The sequence below is a fragment of the Motiliproteus sp. MSK22-1 genome (genome assembly GCF_001968815.1).
Classification (GTDB): Bacteria; Pseudomonadota; Gammaproteobacteria; order Pseudomonadales; family Balneatricaceae; genus Motiliproteus.
On the sequence record NZ_MIEQ01000027.1, the window covers coordinates 482,879 to 503,393 of the forward strand.

A 20,515-nucleotide genomic window follows, 5' to 3' on the forward strand; every position below is an offset into this window, starting at 1 on the left:
TCCAGGTTTTTAAATCACTTGTGTGAGGTCATACAGCAGCTCTGGATGTTGGAGGGAGCGCAATAAAAAGCCGCGCTCTGTGCTCCAGTTTCAGAGCAAAGAGTACGGCCTTTTGTTACTGATATAGATTTGGCTTCTGAGTTAGCGTTCCTTAATCTATAGTGCGGCTATCTTATCGTGCTGCTCCTGCAGTTTGCCATGGGCCGATTTTGCTGCTTCCAGTTTCTCGCGTTCTTTAGCGATAACTGCCTCAGGTGCGTTGGAGACGAACTTTTCATTGCTGAGTTTACCTTCAACACGACCGACTTCTTTCTGTAATTTTTCCAGCTCTTTCTGCAGTCGGGAGAGTTCAGCAGTTTTGTCGATCAGTCCAGCCATGGGTACCAGTACTTCCATGTTACCAACCAGCTGAGTGGCTGACATCGGGGCCTCATCGTCAGCATTCAACCAGGTAATACTGCTTAATGCCGCTAGCTTGCTCAGGTAGGTTCGGTTAGCTTCCAGTCGGGCCTTATCTTGGTCGTTGCCGTTCTGGAACAATACTGGCAGCTCTTTGGCGGGTGATATACCCATTTCTCCACGAATGTTACGCACTCCGCTAATGACACCTTTCAACCATTCAATCTCAGCTTCCGCTGCCGGATCCTTTTTGTCTCCATTGGCTACGGGGTAGGGCTGACTCATGATAGTGTCACCCTCTTTGCCCGCCAGGTCTCTGATCTGCTGCCAGATTTCTTCTGTAATATAAGGCATGATCGGGTGTGCCAGACGAAGCAGTGTTTCCAACACACGGACCAGGGTACGACGAGTACCACGCATTGCCTCAATGCCAGCCTCTTCGTCCCAGAGAACAGGTTTGGATAGTTCCAGATACCAACCGCAGTATTCATTCCAGATGAAGTCGTACAGCGTTTGTGATGCCATATCAAATCGGTATTCATCGAAGTGCTTAACAACTTCTGCTTCAACTTCCTGGAGTCTGCTGGCAATCCACCGGTCAGCCAGTGAGAGTTCAATATCGCCGCCATTCTGACCGCAGTCTTTCCCTTCTGTGTTCATCAGCACATAGCGGGCGGCGTTCCAGATCTTGTTGCAGAAGTTACGATAGCCTTCTAAGCGCTTCATATCCCAGTTAATGTCGCGCCCGGTTGAGGCCAGTGCTGACAGAGTAAAGCGCAGAGCATCGGTACCATGGGCGGCGATGCCTTCCGGGAACTCTTTCTTGGTCCGTTTGCCAATCTTGGCGGCCAGCTGTGGCTGCATCATGTTTCCGGTGCGCTTTTCCAGCAGGTCGGGCAGGCTGATACCGTCAATCATATCCAGCGGATCGATGACATTGCCCTTGGACTTTGACATCTTATCGCCACTTTCGTCGCGGATCAGGCCGGTCACGTATACGGTTTTGAAAGGCACCTGTGGCTTGCCGTTTTCATCTTTCATGATGTGCATGGTCATCATGATCATGCGAGCAACCCAGAAGAAGATAATGTCGAAACCGGTAACCAGTACATCGGTTGGGTGGAACGTCTGCAGGCGCTGAGTGTTTTCAGGCCAGCCCAGGGTGCCGAAAGTCCATAGTGCAGAGCTGAACCAGGTATCCAGTACATCGTCGTCCTGACGGAGTTCCAGTTCCGGGTCCAGGTTGTATTTTTCCCGGGCTGCGTCTTTGTCATTGGCTACGTAGACGTTCCCTTCATTGTCATAGAAGGCCGGGATCCGATGGCCCCACCACAGTTGACGGGAGATACACCAGTCCTGAATGTCGCGCATCCAGGCAAAATACATGTTTTCATACTGCTTGGGTACAAACTGGATATCACCGTTTTCTACGGCTTCAATCGCGGGCTTGGCCAGGGTTTTAGCATCGGCGAACCACTGGTCAGTGAGCATGGGCTCGATGACTACACCGCCCCTGTCGCCGTACGGGACGGTCATGTCGTTTTCTTCTATCTTGACTAACAGTCCGGCCGCTTCCAGATCGGCGACGATTTCGCGGCGAGCAGCAAAACGCTCCATACCACGGTATTTTTCGGGGATAAATCCGCTGATCTCGTCGTTGACGCTGCCATCAGTATTAAAAGTCTGGGCTTCGTCACGGATATCCGCATTGAGGGTCAGCACATTAATCATGGGTAGTTTGCAGCGTTTACCCACTTCGTTGTCATTGAAGTCATGGGCGGGGGTGATTTTTACACAACCACTGCCTTTTTCCATGTCCGCGTGTTCATCGGCAACGATGGGGATGCGACGGCCAACCAGCGGTAGTTCGATAAATTTACCAATCAGATCCTGATAGCGCTCGTCTTCAGGATTAACGGCAACACCCGTGTCACCGAGCATGGTTTCAGGGCGGGTAGTGCCAACCACTATATGGTCTTCACCGGCTGCGGTTTTAGTACCGTCTGCCAGCGGATAGCGCAGATACCACATCTTTCCTTTAACTTCTTTGTTCTCGACTTCAAGGTCGGAGATGGCTGTGTGTAGCTTGGGGTCCCAGTTGACCAGGCGCTTGCCGCGATAGACCAGGCCTTCGTCATAGAGACGAATAAATATCTCCTGTACCGCATGATAAAACCCTGAGTCCATGGTGAAGCGCTCGTTGTCCCAATCCACCGAGTTGCCTAAGCGGCGCATCTGATTGGTGATCGTTCCACCAGACTCTTCCTTCCATTCCCAGATTTTTTCGATAAAGGCATCACGCCCCAGGTCATGGCGCGTTTGCTGGCTTTCTGCCGCAAGCTTTCGCTCAACCACCATTTGTGTAGCGATACCTGCATGGTCAGTACCGACTTGCCATAGAGTGTTGTTGCCCTGCATACGCTTATAACGTGTCAGAGCGTCCATTATGGTGTGCTGGAATGCATGACCCATATGCAGGCTGCCAGTGACATTGGGCGGCGGAATCATGATGCAGTAGGAGTCGCCTTTGCCCTGAGGTGCGAAGTAGCCTTTCTCTTCCCAGGTCTTATACCAGGAGCGTTCGATTTCGTGTGGCTGGTAGGTCTTTTCCATGAAATAGGGTCTTCAAACTGATTGCTGGTTGCTGAATAGGGTGGGGGATGCTCTCCCGACAGAACAGGCGATTATACTATGACATCTGGTGGCGGGGTAGCTGTAGGTTACAGATTGATTCTTGAGCCATGCCTGGTATGCAGGTTTCTTGATAACAGGGTTAATTTTTCTTTCGCATATCATTCATATGAATGTCGTACCCCGCTTTCTTGTAATGGCGAAAATTACACCGGGTTGCTTCCAGAATATTTTGCTCCTGGACGACTATTTCAATAATGCGGTTGAAAGACAGAGCCTGATCAGGTATTTCCAGATCGAAATTCAAAAAAATGTCTTTGTGTGTTGGCTGTGCATCACCGTAGCCAATCTCAATCGGGGACTCTAACCCTTCGGCTACAAGGCTGTGGGGAAGGAATGCCTGGTCCTGGTAATCCCAGATACGATTATCCAATAGCTTGGCTTGCTGCTCGGAGGCGGCGCGAATGTACACCTTATGTCCCAGGCTGACGATTTTTTCCAGAAGCTTGTAAAGGAAATGGATCCGGGCCTCCACGTCGGAGGAGGGGAGTACATAAAAATCACATCTAGCCATTGCTAAACCAAATCATCAAATTCCCGTCGGACTGCAGGGGGTAACAGCCTTCGGTGTCAAAACCGAAGGCTGAAGTTCCGGTTAGGCGGTTCGGTCAATCAGATATTGGGTGAGTAAGGGGACGCAGCGTCCTGTAGCTCCTTTTTCCTTGCCGCTGCTATTCCAGGCAGTACCGGCAATGTCAACGTGAGCCCAGCGGTACTTTTTGGTGTAACGGGACAGGAAGCACGCAGCGGTTATCGTGCCGGCTGGCCGGCCGCCAATATTTGCCATATCGGCGAAGTTGCTGTCCAGTTGTTCCTGATAGTCATCCCAGAGCGGTAATTGCCAAGCTCTGTCGTTAGCGTATTGACCCGCTTCCAATAGTTCAGCTGCAAGTTCATCGTTGTTGCTTAACAATCCGGAAGCTTTGTGGCCCAGGGCCAGAATACAGGCTCCGGTCAAGGTCGCGATATCCACGACAGAGGAGGGTTCAAACCGCTCCGCATAGGTTAATGCGTCACACAGAACCAAACGTCCTTCTGCATCGGTATTGAGTATTTCAACTGTCTGGCCGGACATGGTGGTAACAATATCGCCCGGTTTGGTCGCTTTGCCACTGGGCATATTTTCGGCAGCAGCGATGACTGCAGTCACATTGAGTTCCAGATCCATTTCAGCAATAGCAGCCATGGTTCCTAATACGCTGGCGGCGCCACACATATCAAACTTCATTTCGTCCATTCCGGCACCCGGCTTCAGGCTTATGCCGCCAGAATCGAAGGTAATTCCTTTTCCGACCAACACGTGAGGTTGCTCGTTTTCATCTGTGCCCTGGTATTTTAATACGATTAGCTTGGCCGGCTCTTCACTTCCAGCGGATACAGACAGTAAGGACTCCATTCCGAGCGCTTTCATATCTGATTCTTCAAGCACCTCCAGCGAAAATGCAGGATTTTCTTCTGCCAGTTTCCGCGCCTGCTCAGCCATATAAGTCGGTGTGCATATGTTTCCCGGGAGGTTGCCCAGATCGCGGGTCAAACTCATACCGTTGGCGATAGCTGCGCCTTCAACAACAGCCAACGAACCTGTTTCATCATCCTCTTCGTCGAGACAGATTGAAACGCTCTGTAGTTTCAGAGCTGTCGGTTCAGTGCTTTTCAGGCTATCAAAGCGATAGAGGCCGGCGCTGACAGTTTCTACCAGCTTACGGGTTTGCCAATAACAGTCACGGTCGTTAGTGGCTTCAAGATCCAGGCAAAAAGTGGCGTCTGAGCATTGGATGTTTTTGATGACTGATAAGGCAGCCTGGACTATTTTAAGATAGTTGTTGTCATTGCGATCTTCTGCTTTTCCCAAACCAATCAGAAGTGTACGTTTTGCAGCAACTCCCGGGATAGCTCGTAACAAGAGAGTCTCAGTTTTTTTTCCGGTAATGTCACCGGATTCCAGTACCCCACTTATATAACCATTTGCAGCTTCATCCAGAATCTGAGCGATGGCGCCTAATACACCTCCGTCACCCACTCCGATAACTAAACACTGAGATTCAAGTTGCTCTGGACTTCCACTGGTTATTTTAAATTCCATAATTACTCCGCAAGACTTTACTTCGGCTTTAGTAGATAATGCCGCTGCTTAGCGCGACCATATTAGTTGCCGTGTGATTTCGCCACGAGTGTACGTCAAAATTGCTTTTTTTGCAGATATTATCTGGATGTCTTGGGGTAAGTTTTTAAGGTATGGGGATTCGGACAGACAGTGATTGTATTTCGGTATCTATCTAAAGAAGTCTTATATAGCATGTCGGCCGTGACCCTGGTTGTACTGGTTATAATCATGAGCGGGCGTTTTATCAGCTACCTGTCAGATGCGGCTGCCGGGGAAATCACAGCTGATGTACTGTTTCAGCTGATTGGTTATCGAGTTCCAGGTTTTTTGGAGTTGATTTTACCGCTTGGACTGTTTCTAGGTATTCTGCTTTCTTACGGTCGCCTCTATATTGAAAATGAAATGACAGTGCTGAATGCCTGTGGTTTCAGCCCTAATCGATTACAACGAATAACACTTGGTCCTAGTATTCTGGTGGCTATACTGGTGGCGGTTTTCAGTCTTTGGCTGACGCCTCTCGGAGCTTCCAATGTGGAGCGAATTCTGGAGGAGCAGGAAGCCCTGACCGAGTTTGATACACTAGCGCCCGGGCGGTTTCAGGAAACGACTACGGGTCGTCGGGTTATTTATACCGAGGATCTGGTCGACAATCGCACCCGTTTAAACAGTGTCTTTATTTCAGAGAAAAGCAAAGATCTGCATGATCCTACTTTAAGCCTGATTGTTGCGGAAAAAGGAAAGCAGTATATAGATCCTGAAACAGGCTTTCGTTTTCTTTTGTTGGAAAATGGATACCGCTACGAGGGGGTGCCGGGTCAACCGGACTACCGAAAGATCAGCTTTGAGCAGTACGGCGCCAGGATGAGGGAGTCTACCGTCCAGCAGCGGGTACAAAAAATAGAAACGATTCCCACACTTGAGCTGATAGGATCAGATCGTCAGGATTTTCAGGCCCAGTTGCAGTGGCGTCTGTCGTTGCCGCTACTCTGCATTGTCGTAAGTATTCTGGCCGTTCCGTTGAGCAAGGCCAACCCCCGACAGGGGCGTTTTGCGCGGTTACTCCCTTCGATTCTACTCTACCTGGGGTATTTAAGTATTCTCACCAGTGTTCGTAGCAGCCTGGAAAGAGGTGATCTGGAGTTTGCCGGCAGTCTTTGGATGGTCCATCTGGCGTTTTTGTTATTTGCACTTAATTTACATTTTCTGGGCCATTACTGGTCTCGATGGTTTGGTCAGTTAATCTCAAAATTTTGGCAACTTATGCCCAAAGGACAGTCATGAAGCAGCTCGACCGCTACATAGGTAAGACTGTGTTGTCATCCTGTCTGGTTGTTATGCTGACAATTACCGGACTGGATTCTTTATTCGCATTTATTGCCGAGCTGGAGGATGTCAGCAGCAATTACCCATTGACTTCGGCAACTGTCTATACGCTGTTAACGGTTCCACGGCGTTTGATTGAGTATATGCCAATGTCGATCATGGTTGGCTCATTGGTCGGGTTGGGAGTTCTTGCCAACGGGTCGGAGCTAACGGTGATGCGTGCGGCTGGTATCAGCAAATACCGTATTCTAGGCTCAGTCATGATACCGGTACTGTTATTAGTGCTGGTGTCGGGGGTTATTGGTGAGTACGTTGCTCCAAAAACCGAACAGGCCGCGATAGCTAAGCGTGCTGCTGTGTTCGGGGGAACAAGAGCAATTGGCACTAAACATGGCATTTGGCACAGAGAAGGTAAGTGGTTTCTTCATATTAATGCGGTTAAACCTGATGGGAATTTACTTGGAGTTACGCTTTATGAGTTTAACGAACAAGAGGAATTGGCTTCAGCAGGATTTGCCCAGCAGGTCGATTACCTGAACGATAACTGGGTTCTGAAGAATTTCCGTATTACTTATTTTGAGGAAAACCGCACCCGTGTAGCGCTGTTTAATGAGCAGATATGGTCAGTAAGCTTGGAGCCAGAGCTGCTAAGTGTTTTGTCCGTGTTGCCTGACAATATGTCCATGAGGGGGTTGTATCGCTACAGCCAATATATTGAGGAACAGGAAATAGATGCTTCGCCTTATGTTCTTGCGTTTTGGAAAAAGTTCTTTCTGCCTCTGGGGATTTTTGCGCTGGTATTGGTAGCAATATCGTCTGTGTTTGGATCTCTTCGCTCAGTAACCATGGGGCAGCGAATAATGGTGGGCGTGATGATCGGGATTGTATTTAAGATCTTTCAGGATCTGTTGGGCCCTGCCAGCACCGTATATGGTTTCTCTCCGCTAATATCAGCTCTGATGCCTATTTTTATCTGCTTTGTTGCCGGCAGCTGGCTATTACGACGTAGTGGTTAACCTGGTGGTTTGGGAGATCGTCCGGGGTGGTCAGCGGATCGGTCATTTCTTTCTTTTTGGTAAGACAACCAGCTGAGTTTCAGAGTATCTATCATGCCAGGTGAGCCCCTGCTTATCGATAAGCATCCACCAAAAGCCCATTCCCAGGCAGAGTAGGGAGAAGCCCGCCGTGAAAAACCGTAGAAGCGCTTGCATCAATGTGATGCTATAGCCTTCACTCGACTGAACACGTAAACGCCAAGCCAGCATCCCTATCGTTTGGCCTCTGCGAGTCCAGAAGCCAGCAAAAAACAGAAAGGTTACGAGAAACAGGGTACTGTTAAAAACAGGCCCCTTGACTGCTTCACCCTGATTGAGTGCAACACCGATAGCGCCAACGATCATCCATAAAGCAATGACAACCAAGCTGTCGTAGACTATAGCTCCGAGGCGACGATATAAGGGAGCGTTGGGTAATCTGGCTGGCGACTCTGGAAATTTATGCACTGGGTTTCTCTGTTATCGACTGGGAATGCTCGTCAGCCACCTTGAGTTTTTAGGTGTGTCAGGCCTAAAAACTGATTTCTGAGGGCTGTCTGGAAATAATCCGGGAGACTGACTGATAAAAAGCAGCAAGGATACTGATAGAGGCGGCCGTACTCAATAGCTGAGTGTATAAGGTTTTTCACGGATATTACTTGCAGGTGCAGCCATGTCTGGTAGCTCTTGATAGGAGCTATTGATTTACTGGTACCTGGTAGCAGCTATCGATTGTCTTCGAGTAGTTCTATCTTATATCCATCCGGATCCTCAACAAATGCCAGAATCGTAGTGCCATTTTTCATTGGGCCGGCATCACGAATAACTTTACCGCCTTTACTTTTTATCAGGTCGCAGGCTTTGTAAACATCATCGACTCCTACCGCGATGTGTCCATAAGCATTGCCGATCTCATAAGCGGATACATCCCAGTTGTGAGTGAGTTCAAGCACTGTTTGTTCGGATTCTTCACCGTATCCTAAAAATGCGAGGGTGAATTTCCCACCAGGATAGTCTTTGCGTCTGAGCAGCCTCATTCCTAATAGGTCGGTATAAAACGAAATCGACTTTTCCAAGTCGGTAACACGTAGCATGGTGTGCAGTATGCGCATGGAATACTCCTGTTGGTTCATGAATGAAGTGTACAACAGGTTTTGCCAAATATGGATATCAGGCCCCGGACTGATTCATATAACAACCGGAAGCTGTAATGAAGCAGTCCCTTGTACTGTACAGTCCTGGTTGCCATGCTTATAATCCAATCACGCCACATGCTTATTTTATTTAGCTATATACTAAGGAACCTATGAATAAGTCCATTGTGTTCTCTGCGGGCTCTGGAACAGTCAGATGCCAGGAAGACAGCGCAGATGAATGTTCTGATAACGGTGTTCTGTTTTTTAGCTTGCCGTATAGTGGAGTTCTTTAAAGGCGTTCATTCCGTGATCTTATGTTCGTGATAGTCGGGTGGCACATGTTTCAGGATATGACTAAAAATTTGAATCAATCTATGGGGCCCATCAAGGACCTTGTTGATATACAAACCAGGATGCTGGAAGAGCTTACCCGCTTGCAAATGGAGTGTGTAAAAAACTGTGTTGAGGCAACCATGCTTCAAACCAAGGATTTACCCAGTTGCCATTCTGCAGAGGATGTTGTGAGCCTGCAGCAGAAGTATGTGCGGGAGTTGGAAGAGACTCTGCGAAATGCAAGTAGCAAGAATCTCAAAGCGTTCAATGACGCTCGGGAACAGATGGAACGAGTCACTCAGGATGCCTACAGCGCCTTCGCACCGAAGAAGTGATAATCAGTTCTTTCCAGGAATCTTGCGGTTAAGTAGTTTTCAATAACAAACAAGGCAGTCATCGCCTTCTTCTTGTTGTTTGGGAATGAGACTCCAGTAAAACTAGGATGAACGTATATTCTGTGTTTGTAACGCTTATGTGCAGCTATAGTCCATACCTTAAAGTAAAGTTATATCTGGTTGTCAAAGCGCCTTGATAGCAATGTAGTGGGATTCAAAGACTATCAACAAAATATCAACCCCTTAGAGTTTATGACGTGAAAACAGCGCTTTTTTATGGTTCTACAACCGGTAATACTGAAGATATTGCTGAGCAAATACAGCGAAGCATGGAGGACGTTGAGCTTTTTGATGTTGCTGAAGATTCCCTCGATCAGCTTGAAGGCTATGATCTGATTATACTGGGTATACCTACCTGGGATTACGGTGAGATCCAGTCTGAGTGGCAAGATATCTGGGATGAAATAGATACGATTGACTTTCACGGAAAAACAGTAGCGCTTTACGGTCTTGGAGATCAGATTGGCTATGGTGAGTGGTTTTTGGATGCCATGGGTTTGTTGCATGATAAGGTCAAAGCACAGGGAGCGAGGGTTATAGGGTATTGGCCAGTAGAAGGTTATGATTTTGAAGAATCAAAGGCTGTGACTGCAGATGGCTGCCTGTTTGTCGGGTTGGCTATCGATGAAGACTGTCAGCATGAGTTGACTGAAGAAAGAGTAGAGACTTGGCTTGCGAAGCTGAAAGTAGAATTAGAGCAACTTTGAGTATTTCGAATCTAACCGCAGAGGTGGGGTGTTTTGGCTAAACCTGGACGAACCGGAGCCATTCGGATTTATTATGCAGCAGGCTATTCATGGAATGGAGTTAAGCAATGTTGGCGCCATGAGGCCGCTTTTCGACAAGAGCTTATGCTCTGCTTGCTGCTGTTTCCGTTGAGCTTCTATGCAACCTCTGATTTGGCCGAGACCGCGCTGCTGATTGCGTCATTATTTATCGTGCTGTTGATGGAATTAGTTAACTCTGCAATCGAAGCTATTGTGGATCGGATAGGTTCCGAGCATCATGAACTCTCGGGGCGAGCGAAGGATATTGGCTCAGCGGCAGTGTTGTTTTCATTATTGCTTGTTGTTGTGGTTTGGGGGCTGATTATAGCGAAAAACTGGTTGTTATGATTAGTTGTTGTGATAAATGGGGATTCGGCTCTTGGTTGGAATAAATGCAAGCAAGGCATTTAAATAGTCAGCCGAGCGTGTGAATTAATATCGATAGTCTACTAGTGTTTACTGATAAGCGATTCAGATGAACTTTGGTTCTTGATAGCAAGCCGGGTAGCATTTTTGGTGAATAATATTATGTATAAGCTTAATACAGTTAATCAGTTCAGAATATTACTTGGGGTGCTGCTCTGTCTTACGCTCCAGTTTTTGGCTCCTTCGTTGGTTCGAGCCTCTGTGGCAGAGCCTAATGAGGTGATAGAAGAGCGTTTTCAGTCGATTCAGGGATTGATTGAAAATAAGGTTCTGGTCCCGGGGATGTCTGAAGAGGCGTTGTTGGAGCTTATGGATCAAGAGCTCTCTCCCGTGTTTGACTTCCCTAGAGTGGCTCGTAAAGTCATGGGTAAGTTTGCCCGCAACGCAAGCAAGGATCAGCTGAGCCGGTTCACGGGTATATTCAAGAAGACGCTGATAGCAACCTATTCGAAGGGGTTGGAGCAAATAGATCAGCTGGACCATGTTGAGGTAGAGAAGACTGTATTGGATAAAAAGGGTACTCGGGCGAAAGTATCTTCCTACGTGGTTTTGAAAAATGGGCAAAAATACCAGGTGGTTTACTCGCTGTTTTTAAAAGAAGGTCGTGGCTGGCTGGTGGAAAATATCAACGTTGAAGGGGTTAATATCGGTGTTGTTTTCCGCAATCAATTTGCCCATTACATGGAGCAGTATAATCAAAGCATTGATAAGGTACTTACTCACTGGGGAGAGTAGCGTAATTTCTTTTCCAGATTTTAAGAATCCTGTGGCCTGACAGCCCGTAATTGGTAATGACCGGTGATATTTTTCACCGGCCATGCTTGCTTGTTATCAAGTGTTTCCGCCGGTTCTTGTTCTTTTTTCGGCAGCCGATCAGCGTTAATTCTGGCAGCCTTTCTGTATAGCTATTCAAACACTTCTCTCATTCAGTTAAAATGCCGGGTTTCGTTGATCCAGGCTCTAGTTACTCATGATGGAAGTAAATCCGATACAGCTGCGCATCAAAGATATTCAGGAGCGCACCCAAACTCTTAAAGGTTATCTTGATTACGAGCACAAAAGCGAGCGCCTTGTGGAAGTGGAGCGAGAGCTGGAAGAGCCTACGGTCTGGGATGATCCGGAGCGGGCGCAGGCTTTAGGTAAAGAGAGAGCGTCCCTTGAGGGGGTCGTTAAAACCATTGACGATCTGGAATCCGGTAGTGCTGATGCGCAGGACTTATTGGACCTGGCGGTTGAGGAGCAGGACGAGGATACGGTGTCTGAGGTTGAATCTGAACTTGATGCTTTAGGTGCAAGACTGGATACCCTGGAGTTCCGCCGAATGTTCTCCGGTGAGATGGATGCAAACAATGCTTTCCTGGATATCCAGTCAGGTTCTGGAGGAACTGAAGCCCAGGACTGGGCCAACATGATGCTTCGCATGTTTCTGCGCTGGGGAGAGGATAAAGGCTTTAAGGTTGAGCTGATAGAGGTTAGCTCCGGTGATGTGGCCGGAATTAAAAGTGCCACTATCAAGTTTGAAGGCGAATATGCATTTGGTTGGTTACGTACGGAAACAGGTGTTCACCGCCTGGTACGAAAATCTCCCTTCGATTCCGGCAGTCGTCGTCATACTTCATTTGCCTCAGTGTTTGTGTCTCCTGAGGTCGATGACAATATTGAGATTGATATTAATCCATCGGATCTAAGAGTTGATACTTATCGTTCCAGCGGCGCAGGTGGACAGCACGTCAACAAAACCGATTCAGCGGTACGAATTACTCATGAACCGACAGGAATAGCGGTTTCTTGCCAGACCCAGCGCTCTCAGCACCAGAATCGTGATAACGCCATGAAGCAACTTCGTGCAAAACTGTATGAAATGGAGATGCTCAAGCGTAACGAAGCCGCCCAGACGGTGGAGGATAATAAAGCTGATATTGGTTGGGGGAGTCAAATTCGCTCATATGTTCTTGATGATCAGCGTATTAAGGACTTGCGTACCAATGTCCAGACCAGTAATTGTGACAAAGTACTTGATGGTGATCTGGACCAGTTTATCGTTGCCAGTCTGAAAGCGGGCCTGTAGATCTTTTTGGCACGGGTGTGACCAATCAATCTGATACAGGTCTGGTCAGAGTTAATCAGACTGATCTAACGATACCCTGACGGGGGTTGAGTTCCCGATCAGCAATTTATAGTGATAACAGAATTTACATTTTATAAGGTTTCCAACTCATGTCAGATAACAGCTCATCGCAGCAGCCTCAGGATGAAAATCGCTTGATCGCAGAGCGCCGCGAAAAACTTCGAGTGTTGCGAGAGCAGGGTAATGCTTTCCCTAATGCGTTTCGTCGTGATAGCTATGCGCAGGATTTACAGCAAGCTTACGGTGATAAATCCAAGGAAGAGCTGGAGGAAATGGGGCTAGAGGTGAGTGTTGCTGGTCGGGTAATGCTGAACCGCGGGGCTTTTGCGGTACTGCAGGATATGAGCGGCCGAATTCAACTCTATGTTAATAAAGGTGCACGGGCCTTTGCGAAGCGCCTGGATCTGGGTGATATTGTAGGGATCACCGGTAAACTCCATAAATCCGGAAAAGGCGATCTATATGTTGATATGGAAGAGTATCAGCTACTGACGAAGAACCTTCGTCCTCTACCTGATAAGCATAAGGGATTGCAAGACACTGAGATCCGTTATCGTCAACGCTATGTCGATTTGATTACCAACGATGAGGCTCGTAATGTTTTTGTCACGCGTTCCAAAATTGTTGCCGCCATTCGAAACTATCTGACTCAGAAGGATTTTCTGGAAGCTGAAACACCGATGCTGCAGGTGATTCCAGGTGGCGCTACTGCTCGCCCCTTCAAAACTCATCACAACGCACTGGATATTGATATGTATCTGCGTATAGCGCCAGAGCTATACCTGAAGCGTTTAGTGGTAGGCGGTTTTGAACGGGTGTTTGAAATTAACCGAAACTTTCGCAACGAAGGGCTTTCAACACGGCATAATCCAGAGTTCACCATGATAGAGTTCTATCAGGCTTATGCAGACTATCGTGACCTGATGGACCTCACAGAAGATATGCTGCGAACCGTTGCCAAGCAAGTATTGGGTACGACTGTACTGGTCAATACCGTCAAGGATGAGAATGGAGAGATCAAAGATAGTTGGGAGTATGACCTCGGTAAGCCTTTTGTTCGTATGAGTGTCTTTGACTCAATTCTTCACTTTAATAAGGATATTCATGCTGAAGCTCTGGCGGATGAGCATGCTGCTCGTCAAATAGCCGAGCGAATGGATATTCCTGTGAAGGACAATTGGGGGCTGGGCAAGCTGCAGATTGAGATCTTTGAAAAAACAGTAGAGCACCGTCTCGATCAACCTACTTTTATCACCGAGTACCCGACAGAAGTATCACCTCTGGCCCGACGAAGTGATGATAATCCTTTTGTCACCGACCGTTTTGAGTTCTTTGTTGGTGGACGTGAAATCGCCAATGGATTCTCGGAGTTGAATGATTCTGAAGACCAGGCTGAGCGTTTCCAGGCTCAGGTTGCTGAGAAAGATGCTGGTGATGACGAAGCGATGCATTATGACGCGGATTACATTCGTGCTCTGGAATATGGATTGCCACCAACAGCAGGTGAGGGTATCGGTATTGATCGATTAGTTATGTTGTTTACCGATTCACCGTCTATTCGTGATGTTATCCTGTTTCCGGCGATGCGTCCGGAAGTTGATTAGTTGCCGATGCCAATTGAGCAATGGAATCAATGCCATTGACTGTTAAGTTAATCAGGCAGTTGGGTTGAGCGAGCGGTAAATAGAATTCGGCAATGGTAAATAGAACTTGAGAATGGGGAGCGGAAATGGCATTGGCTGATCGACTCTTCCCTGCTCAAAAGCGGGATTTCCCGGGTAAGCGCTGGGTAAAGATTCTTTTACGCACCGTTCATTTGATGGGGCTTGCCGGTATTGGCGGGGCGTATTTCTACAGCGTAGACGCATCTCAATGGTTGCCCTTTCTATGGGTAACGATGGTTTCTGGCTTACTGATGCTGATAGTTGAAGTATGGAGTCATGGTGTTTGGTTGCTTCAAGTGAGAGGCCTGGCCATATTTGTCAAAATTCTGTTGCTGAGCTTTAGCGCCTTGCTCCCCCAGAGCATGGACCCAGTGCTGATTATGATAGTCATTTTGATATCGGGTATTGTTTCTCATGCTCCGGGTCGGTTACGTTACTATTCGCCTTTTTATCGGCGTCGTATTACCCCGGATACCTGGCAATGGCAGGGTGATCGTTCGCCGGAATAAGGTAGGGGTCTCAGTGAAGGCTATATATCAGGCTCTGTTGTTGAGCTGGTGAAATCTGTTCTCGAGGATATGATGACCAATAAAGGTATTCAAGCGTTGGAATCTGAGTGGAAAGAGGCTCTGGAGTCTGAATTTCAACAGGATTACATGCAGCAGTTGCGACAGTTTCTGGTGCAGGAAAAGACTCAAAGAAAAGTTATCTATCCCCACTCAAAAGATTGTTTTAATGCGTTGAATTTTACCCCGTTGGATCAGGTAAAGGTCGTTATTCTGGGACAAGATCCTTACCATGGTCCTGATCAGGCACACGGTTTATGTTTTTCGGTTAAGCCGGGAGTCCGTATCCCCCCTTCTTTGAAGAATATCTATAAGGAGCTGGAGCAGGACCTGGGTGTTACCCCGGTTAATCATGGTTATCTGGAGTCCTGGGCTCGTCAGGGAGTTCTTTTGCTAAATTCCGTTTTGACCGTCGAGATGTCCAGGGCTGGCTCTCATCAGGGTAAGGGATGGGAACGTTTCACTGACCGAATAATCCATATTCTTAATGATCGCCATGATGGCCTGGTGTTTATGCTTTGGGGGAGTTACGCCCAAAAAAAAGGAGCCTTTATTGATACCAATCGGCACTGTGTCCTGAAGGCTCCGCATCCTTCACCACTTTCCGCCCACCGTGGTTTTTTAGGGTGCCGACACTTCTCTTCTGCTAATAATTACTTGCAACATCATGGACGAGCACCAGTTAACTGGCAGCTTCAGCCTCTCAATTAAGAATTTTGTTCAGTGATTCAGGCAGTAATCTGTTTTACGATTTTATCCGCTGAGGTTAAGTGGATTCGCTCGCTTAAATGAAATAAGGAGGCTTTAGTTGGCCCAGGGATCCAGAGTATTAAAAGTTAAGCTGGAGATTTCCGATAGCGATAGAAACTGCTATGAGAATCTTGAATTGTCTATGGTTCTTCATCCATCAGAAACTCCAGAACGTCTTTTAGCCAGATTGATCGCTTATGCTCTTGAGTATCAACCGGGGTTGGTATTTGGACGTGGTTTGTCAAATACTGAAGACGCCCCTGTTTGGTTGAGGGACCTGGATGAGCGAGTACTGCACTGGGTTGATATTGGTCAGCCAGACACTGAAAGGCTGGCAAAACTTTATCGACGCTGTGAGCAACTGAGTTTGTATTGCTATGGGCCAAATGCAGCAAGGTGGTGGCAGCAACACCAAAAATCATTGGAAAAATTGCCAAAGATGAGAGCTTTTCAACTGGATTATCCAGCGCTGCAGAGACTGTCCGAAAATCTCCATTCTGGATTTAGTTTCCAGTTGATACGCAGTGATGGGCATTTATATTTATTGCTGGATGGAGAGCAGGTGGAGTTTGAATTATTTGCCTTTCAGGGTGAGTAAAGCAGTCGAGTCTGATCGATAATCCAGTGTTGCGTCGTCTTAGGTTCCTTGGTGTGTCAGTTCAGACGTCACAACACTGAGAAATAAGAATATGCTGTAGATGCAGGCTATTTCATTCCTTCAATAGCCGCTTTTCGGGCATCACTGGCCTGAAGTATTTTATCCAAGTCCTCTTTATAAACTTCGTACCAGGTTCTTGAGCCTCGGACCATGCGCGATATTTCATACATTCCCTGTTGGAGGGAACGGATAAAGTCACCGTAGCTTTGTTCCTGAGCAGCCAGAAGAACTCTTAGGTTGGCGTAATTGTGAGTATTTGCTTCGGCCAGAACTTTATCGAGTTTCTCTTGAAGCAACTTTGATTGCAGGTAGAGCTTTTGGGATTCTCTGTGTTCTTTTTGAATTTCAAGGAATTTTTCTTCAAACATTGCCAGCTTGGCGGCGTTTTCTCCCGGTCGGGTATCGCTTGGTGCCATTAGCAGGTAGCCAATCCCAGCTAGCTGCAGTGTCGAAAATACAAATAAGACGATGATCAGTATCAAACTGAGAGTTTTACCTTTCTCAAGCTTCGCGATACGCTCTTCGGGCGATAAGCTTGGCTTGCCTTCGTCACGTTCCTCATCCTGCTCTTTACCTGCCATGAGTCCCCCTTGAATGACTGTTTTTAAGGCTGTATCCGCTGTATTGGCACGAGATCCGGTTTATACCAACCTGGATGTTAGTTAGCGTTTGCTCGGTTTGAAGAAAAAAAGCACATCCGGTTGCCTCTGGGCAACATTTTGCCAATAACATTAATAGCAGCTGCCGCTTTTATTCTGCCCAATTATGACAGAGTATAGATCGGCTCAACAATAAAGACCTTCTATCTATTCGTCTTTAATTCATTGTTTTGTTTGTGCTAAAACGTTTATCTCAGGATTACCGAGACAACTTTAACACGTCCCTCTGCCAGATTGGCTAACAGGTTTCGGGTCATCTCGGAAAACCGTTCTCCAAAAATAAGCTCAGGGGAAAGAGGGGAGCGGGGGTGTTTGGGTCGTTTGTCGGCAGCTTGCAAGTCAGCTGGTTGCTTTCTCTGCTGCCGGGAGTGTTGGTGGTGCTTACGCCAGGACAGTGCCTGTTGGCTGTGATCTGTAAACTGATTTATCTGGAAGCCTGCTGTTGTCAATCGGTCTTTGAGAGTTGTTTCATCAATTAGAAAACTATGCTCTTCGTTGCTTGCCCAGGGTACCGGGTAGTGAGCTGGGCCGCCATCACCTTGCAGTACTTCATGCAGGATCAATAGTCCATCTTTGGTTAAGAGCTTTCGAAATTCAGTAAGCGCCTGCAAAGGGTTTGGAAGGTTCATCATGCAATGTTGACTTATCAGCAGGTCAAAACAGCGAGATGAAAAAGGAAGACAGGTAGCGTCTGCTTGAATGAAACTGACGGGTAGGGTCTGTGCTAATCGTTTATTGAGAGCCGTGGCTAGTTGGCAAAACTCAGATGTAATATCAACTCCTATAACGGAACATTGATAGCGTTCAGCAATTAATCTTGCGCTTCCCCCCAGGCCACATCCGACATCAAGTACGCTGTGGTGACTTTTGATATTGAGATTATCCAGGAGGGCGATAGTCGGGCCACGTCCTCCCAGATGCAGCTGATCGATCGGAGCAAAATCCTCAGGGCGGGCTGCGTATGGAATAAGTCTATCAACTTCAGCCAGCAGGCTCTCGGGGTTGAGAGCCTGGCTGTAGTGGTGTTGAAGATCAGCGTTTACATGGATCATGGATGATTGATATTACTCTGTTCGTTATTCGGACAATCCAAGCTCATCAATGCTGACTTCTCTCATGCGGAATTTTTGAATTTTACCCGTAACCGTCATTGGAAAGGCATCCGTAAACTTAAAGTAGCGGGGTACCTTAAAATGAGATATTTTGCCTTTACAGAAGTCTTTGATTTCTTCTTCCGTCGCTTCCTCTCCTTCTTTAAGGATGATCCAGGCAATCAGCTCTTCACCGAATTTTTTATCCGGTACCCCGGTAACCTGAACGTCTGAGACGGCTGGATGGGTGTAAAGGAACTCCTCGATTTCCCGCGGGTAAATATTTTCACCACCACGAATAATCATATCTTTGTTACGGCCAACAATAGTTGTATAACCCTCTTCATCCATTGTTGCTAGATCGCCTGTGTGCATCCATCCGGCGCTATCAATGGCGGATTTTGTGGCTTCTTCGTTGTTCCAGTAACCGAGCATGACACTGTAACCCCGAGTACAGAGCTCCCCAATTTCCCCACGAGGAACAACCTGGCCATCTGGGGATATGATTTTTGTTTCCAGATGCGGTTGCGTCCGGCCTACAGTGCTAACCCGTTTTTCAATCGGGTCGTCGGCTGCACTCTGGGTACTGACGGGACTTGTTTCGGTCATCCCGTAAGCGATCTGTACCTCGGACATGTGCATCTTTTCGATGACCTGCTTCATAACCTCGATAGGGCAGGTTGCACCCGCCATAATTCCTGTTCGCAATGAGCTGAGGTCATACTGTTGAAAGTCGGGGTGCTCCAGTTGGGCGATAAACATGGTGGGAACACCGTACAGCGCTGTTGCTCGCTCCTCTGCGACGGTCTTAAGTACAATCTCTGGCTCGAAGGCTTCATCGGGATAAATCATTGTGGCCCCGTGAGAAACACAACCCAGGTTCCCCATCACCATGCCGAAGCAATGATAGAGGGGAACCGGAATAACCAGTCTGTCCTGATCAGTAAAACGTTGGCTTTCGGCAACAAAGTAGCCGTTATTCAGTATGTTATGATGGCTTAGTGATGCTCCTTTGGGAAATCCTGTGGTTCCGCTTGTGTACTGGATATTAATCGGGTCATCGAACTCCAGGCTTTGTTGACGCTGAGAAAGCTGCTCATCAGAGGTTTCACCGGCTCTAGTCATTAACTGATCCCAGCTTAGCATTCCTTCCCGGGGCTCTTGTGCCAGGGTTATTACCGCGTGCAGATTGGGAAGCTTGCTCGATTTGAGCTGAGCCGGAGGACAGGTTTTCAGTTCAGGTGCCAGATCGTAGAGCATCTGACTGTAATCGGAACTCTTAAAACTGTCGGCAGCGATTATAAAGGCGCATTCAGACTGGTTGAGCGCATACTCCAGTTCGTGTAAGCGGTAAGCCGGGTTTATATTGACGAGTATGGCACCTACTTTTGCTGTGGCAAATTGGGTAATACACCACTCTGAATTATTGGGAGACCAGATGCCGACACGGTCCCCTTTTTCTATTCCCAGTGCCATTAAAGCTTTGGCGCAGTCTTCAACTTTTGCCTGTAGCTCCTTGTAACTCCAGCGGATACTCTGATGGCGAACTATGAGCGCTTCGTTGTCGGGGTAATTGGCGACCGTCTGATCGAATAGATCCCCGATAGTAATGCCCAGTAGAGGTTTTTCGCTTGTGCCACTGGTATAGCTTTTTATTTTGGAGGTCATGGTCGTGCCTTTTTATGCCAGTCTATTATTGTCAGTCGCTTAGGGAGACAGGAGTGTGCCGATATCTTGTCAAGCAGAGCCTGTCATTCAGCAAGGTTTATTCTGATATCAATTGGATTCAGCTACTCAAACTATTCTCGGTTTTTTGCGTGGTATTCTGGATTTGGCTGCATGTCTACTGCGGCGGCGACCCTATTGGTCATGTTATAAAATCCTGCGACATTAGCTATATCCCAGATATCCTTATCAGAAAAGCCGACAGCTCTGAGGTTTTCACGATCGGGTTCTTCAATTTTGTTGGGTTCTTTGGTCAGCTTTTCGGCAAAAGTGAGCATGCCCCGGTGACGGTCACTGAGCTCCGCTGCCCTGAAGTTCATAACAAGAAGTTCCCCTAGCACCGGATCCTGGGAATATTCCCGTACTGCTGCACCGTGGGCTACAAGGCAATAGAAACAGTGGTTGATGGATGACACCACCACCGCAATCATTTCACGCTCAAGGGGAGAGAGATTAGAGTCTCCAAACATTAATTCATTGTAGAAACGGGAGAATACATTTAGCTGTTCGGGAGAATGACTGTAGGCTTTGAGAACATTCGGTACCATGCCTAACTTTTGATCGCATTTCTCAAAGTAGCTTCGGAATTCTTCTGGGAGGTTTTGCTGGTCCGGGATATTCAGATCAAGTGCGGTGATATGGTCGGGCTGTGACATAGTATAAACT

At 47.5% G+C, this 20,515-nt stretch carries 20 protein-coding genes; 11 read left to right on the forward strand and 9 right to left on the reverse strand.

What is annotated here, in order from left to right; genetic code table 11:
• Window positions 1–156: 156 nt before the first annotated feature.
• From BGP75_RS08215 to BGP75_RS08225, 3 genes are all read right to left on the reverse strand, one after another.
• The gene (locus BGP75_RS08215) at window positions 157–3,012 is read right to left on the reverse strand and encodes a valine--tRNA ligase (RefSeq protein ID WP_076717467.1); all 2,856 of its coding nucleotides are present in this window, start codon (window positions 3,010–3,012) and stop codon (window positions 157–159) included.
• 160 nt (window positions 3,013–3,172) lie between these two features.
• Complete coding sequence (locus BGP75_RS08220; RefSeq protein ID WP_076717469.1) at window positions 3,173–3,604, reverse strand: DNA polymerase III subunit chi; 432 nt, start codon at window positions 3,602–3,604, stop codon at window positions 3,173–3,175.
• Window positions 3,605–3,685: 81 nt separating this feature from the next.
• Window positions 3,686–5,173: a leucyl aminopeptidase gene (locus BGP75_RS08225; RefSeq protein WP_076717471.1), complete on the reverse strand. Its 1,488-nt coding sequence runs from the start codon at window positions 5,171–5,173 to the stop codon at window positions 3,686–3,688.
• 171 nt (window positions 5,174–5,344) lie between these two features.
• Here BGP75_RS08225 and lptF point away from each other — a divergent pair, with 171 nt between their 5' ends.
• Both lptF and lptG read left to right on the forward strand, forming a co-directional pair.
• Window positions 5,345–6,475 (forward strand): LPS export ABC transporter permease LptF, encoded by a 1,131-nt coding sequence (lptF, locus tag BGP75_RS08230; RefSeq protein ID WP_076717473.1) that lies wholly within the window; start codon window positions 5,345–5,347, stop codon window positions 6,473–6,475.
• Window positions 6,472–7,533 carry an LPS export ABC transporter permease LptG gene (gene lptG / locus BGP75_RS08235; protein ID WP_076717475.1) on the forward strand — a complete coding sequence of 354 codons (1,062 nt, stop codon included), beginning with the start codon at window positions 6,472–6,474 and terminating at the stop codon, window positions 7,531–7,533. The genes lptF and lptG overlap by 4 nt, the downstream gene beginning before the upstream one ends.
• 42 nt (window positions 7,534–7,575) lie before the next feature.
• On the opposite strand, the gene BGP75_RS08240 is transcribed toward lptG, so the two are convergent.
• Window positions 7,576–8,019, reverse strand: coding sequence for an RDD family protein (locus BGP75_RS08240; protein ID WP_076717477.1), 444 nt, complete (start codon window positions 8,017–8,019; stop codon window positions 7,576–7,578).
• Window positions 8,020–8,276: 257 nt separating this feature from the next.
• Complete coding sequence (gene gloA, locus BGP75_RS08245) at window positions 8,277–8,663, reverse strand: lactoylglutathione lyase (protein WP_076717479.1); 387 nt, start codon at window positions 8,661–8,663, stop codon at window positions 8,277–8,279.
• Between the two features lie 374 nt (window positions 8,664–9,037).
• On the opposite strand from gloA, the gene BGP75_RS08250 reads away from it, so the two are divergent.
• The 9 genes from BGP75_RS08250 (at window position 9,038) to BGP75_RS08290 (ending at window position 16,314) form a co-directional block, all read left to right on the forward strand.
• The gene (locus BGP75_RS08250; RefSeq protein ID WP_233152874.1) at window positions 9,038–9,355 is read left to right on the forward strand and encodes a phasin family protein; all 318 of its coding nucleotides are present in this window, start codon (window positions 9,038–9,040) and stop codon (window positions 9,353–9,355) included.
• Window positions 9,356–9,612: 257 nt separating this feature from the next.
• Entirely contained in the window at window positions 9,613–10,122 is a 510-nt protein-coding gene (fldB, locus tag BGP75_RS08255) for a flavodoxin FldB (protein ID WP_083704692.1), read from the forward strand.
• Between the two features lie 33 nt (window positions 10,123–10,155).
• Window positions 10,156–10,530 carry a diacylglycerol kinase gene (locus BGP75_RS08260; RefSeq protein ID WP_076717483.1) on the forward strand — a complete coding sequence of 125 codons (375 nt, stop codon included), beginning with the start codon at window positions 10,156–10,158 and terminating at the stop codon, window positions 10,528–10,530.
• 180 nt (window positions 10,531–10,710) lie between these two features.
• Window positions 10,711–11,343 (forward strand): phospholipid-binding protein MlaC, encoded by a 633-nt coding sequence (locus BGP75_RS08265; RefSeq protein WP_076717485.1) that lies wholly within the window; start codon window positions 10,711–10,713, stop codon window positions 11,341–11,343.
• A 238-nt stretch (window positions 11,344–11,581) separates the two neighbouring features.
• The gene (prfB, locus tag BGP75_RS08270) at window positions 11,582–12,676 is read left to right on the forward strand and encodes a peptide chain release factor 2 (protein WP_076717704.1); all 1,095 of its coding nucleotides are present in this window, start codon (window positions 11,582–11,584) and stop codon (window positions 12,674–12,676) included.
• Between the two features lie 149 nt (window positions 12,677–12,825).
• Window positions 12,826–14,340 carry a lysine--tRNA ligase gene (gene lysS / locus BGP75_RS08275; protein WP_076717487.1) on the forward strand — a complete coding sequence of 505 codons (1,515 nt, stop codon included), beginning with the start codon at window positions 12,826–12,828 and terminating at the stop codon, window positions 14,338–14,340.
• Window positions 14,341–14,465: 125 nt separating this feature from the next.
• A complete protein-coding gene (locus BGP75_RS08280) occupies window positions 14,466–14,909 on the forward strand; it encodes a hypothetical protein (protein WP_076717490.1) in 444 nt (147 codons plus the stop codon).
• Between the two features lie 69 nt (window positions 14,910–14,978).
• Window positions 14,979–15,677, forward strand: a complete 699-nt coding sequence (gene ung / locus BGP75_RS08285; RefSeq protein WP_233152875.1) for a uracil-DNA glycosylase — start codon at window positions 14,979–14,981, stop codon at window positions 15,675–15,677.
• Window positions 15,678–15,774: 97 nt separating this feature from the next.
• On the forward strand, window positions 15,775–16,314 hold the full coding sequence (locus BGP75_RS08290) for a YaeQ family protein (protein WP_076717495.1): 540 nt from the start codon (window positions 15,775–15,777) through the stop codon (window positions 16,312–16,314).
• A gap of 107 nt (window positions 16,315–16,421) precedes the next feature.
• On the opposite strand, the gene BGP75_RS08295 is transcribed toward BGP75_RS08290, so the two are convergent.
• The 4 genes from BGP75_RS08295 to BGP75_RS08310 all read right to left on the reverse strand — a co-directional run bounded on the left by BGP75_RS08295 (window position 16,422) and on the right by BGP75_RS08310 (window position 20,505).
• Complete coding sequence (locus BGP75_RS08295; RefSeq protein ID WP_076717497.1) at window positions 16,422–16,955, reverse strand: hypothetical protein; 534 nt, start codon at window positions 16,953–16,955, stop codon at window positions 16,422–16,424.
• Window positions 16,956–17,221: 266 nt separating this feature from the next.
• Window positions 17,222–18,085 (reverse strand): class I SAM-dependent methyltransferase, encoded by an 864-nt coding sequence (locus BGP75_RS08300; RefSeq protein WP_076717499.1) that lies wholly within the window; start codon window positions 18,083–18,085, stop codon window positions 17,222–17,224.
• Window positions 18,086–18,109: 24 nt separating this feature from the next.
• On the reverse strand, window positions 18,110–19,792 hold the full coding sequence (locus tag BGP75_RS08305; protein WP_076717501.1) for an AMP-binding protein: 1,683 nt from the start codon (window positions 19,790–19,792) through the stop codon (window positions 18,110–18,112).
• Window positions 19,793–19,923: 131 nt separating this feature from the next.
• A complete protein-coding gene (locus BGP75_RS08310; RefSeq protein ID WP_076717503.1) occupies window positions 19,924–20,505 on the reverse strand; it encodes a peroxidase-related enzyme in 582 nt (193 codons plus the stop codon).
• Window positions 20,506–20,515: the final 10 nt, after the last annotated feature.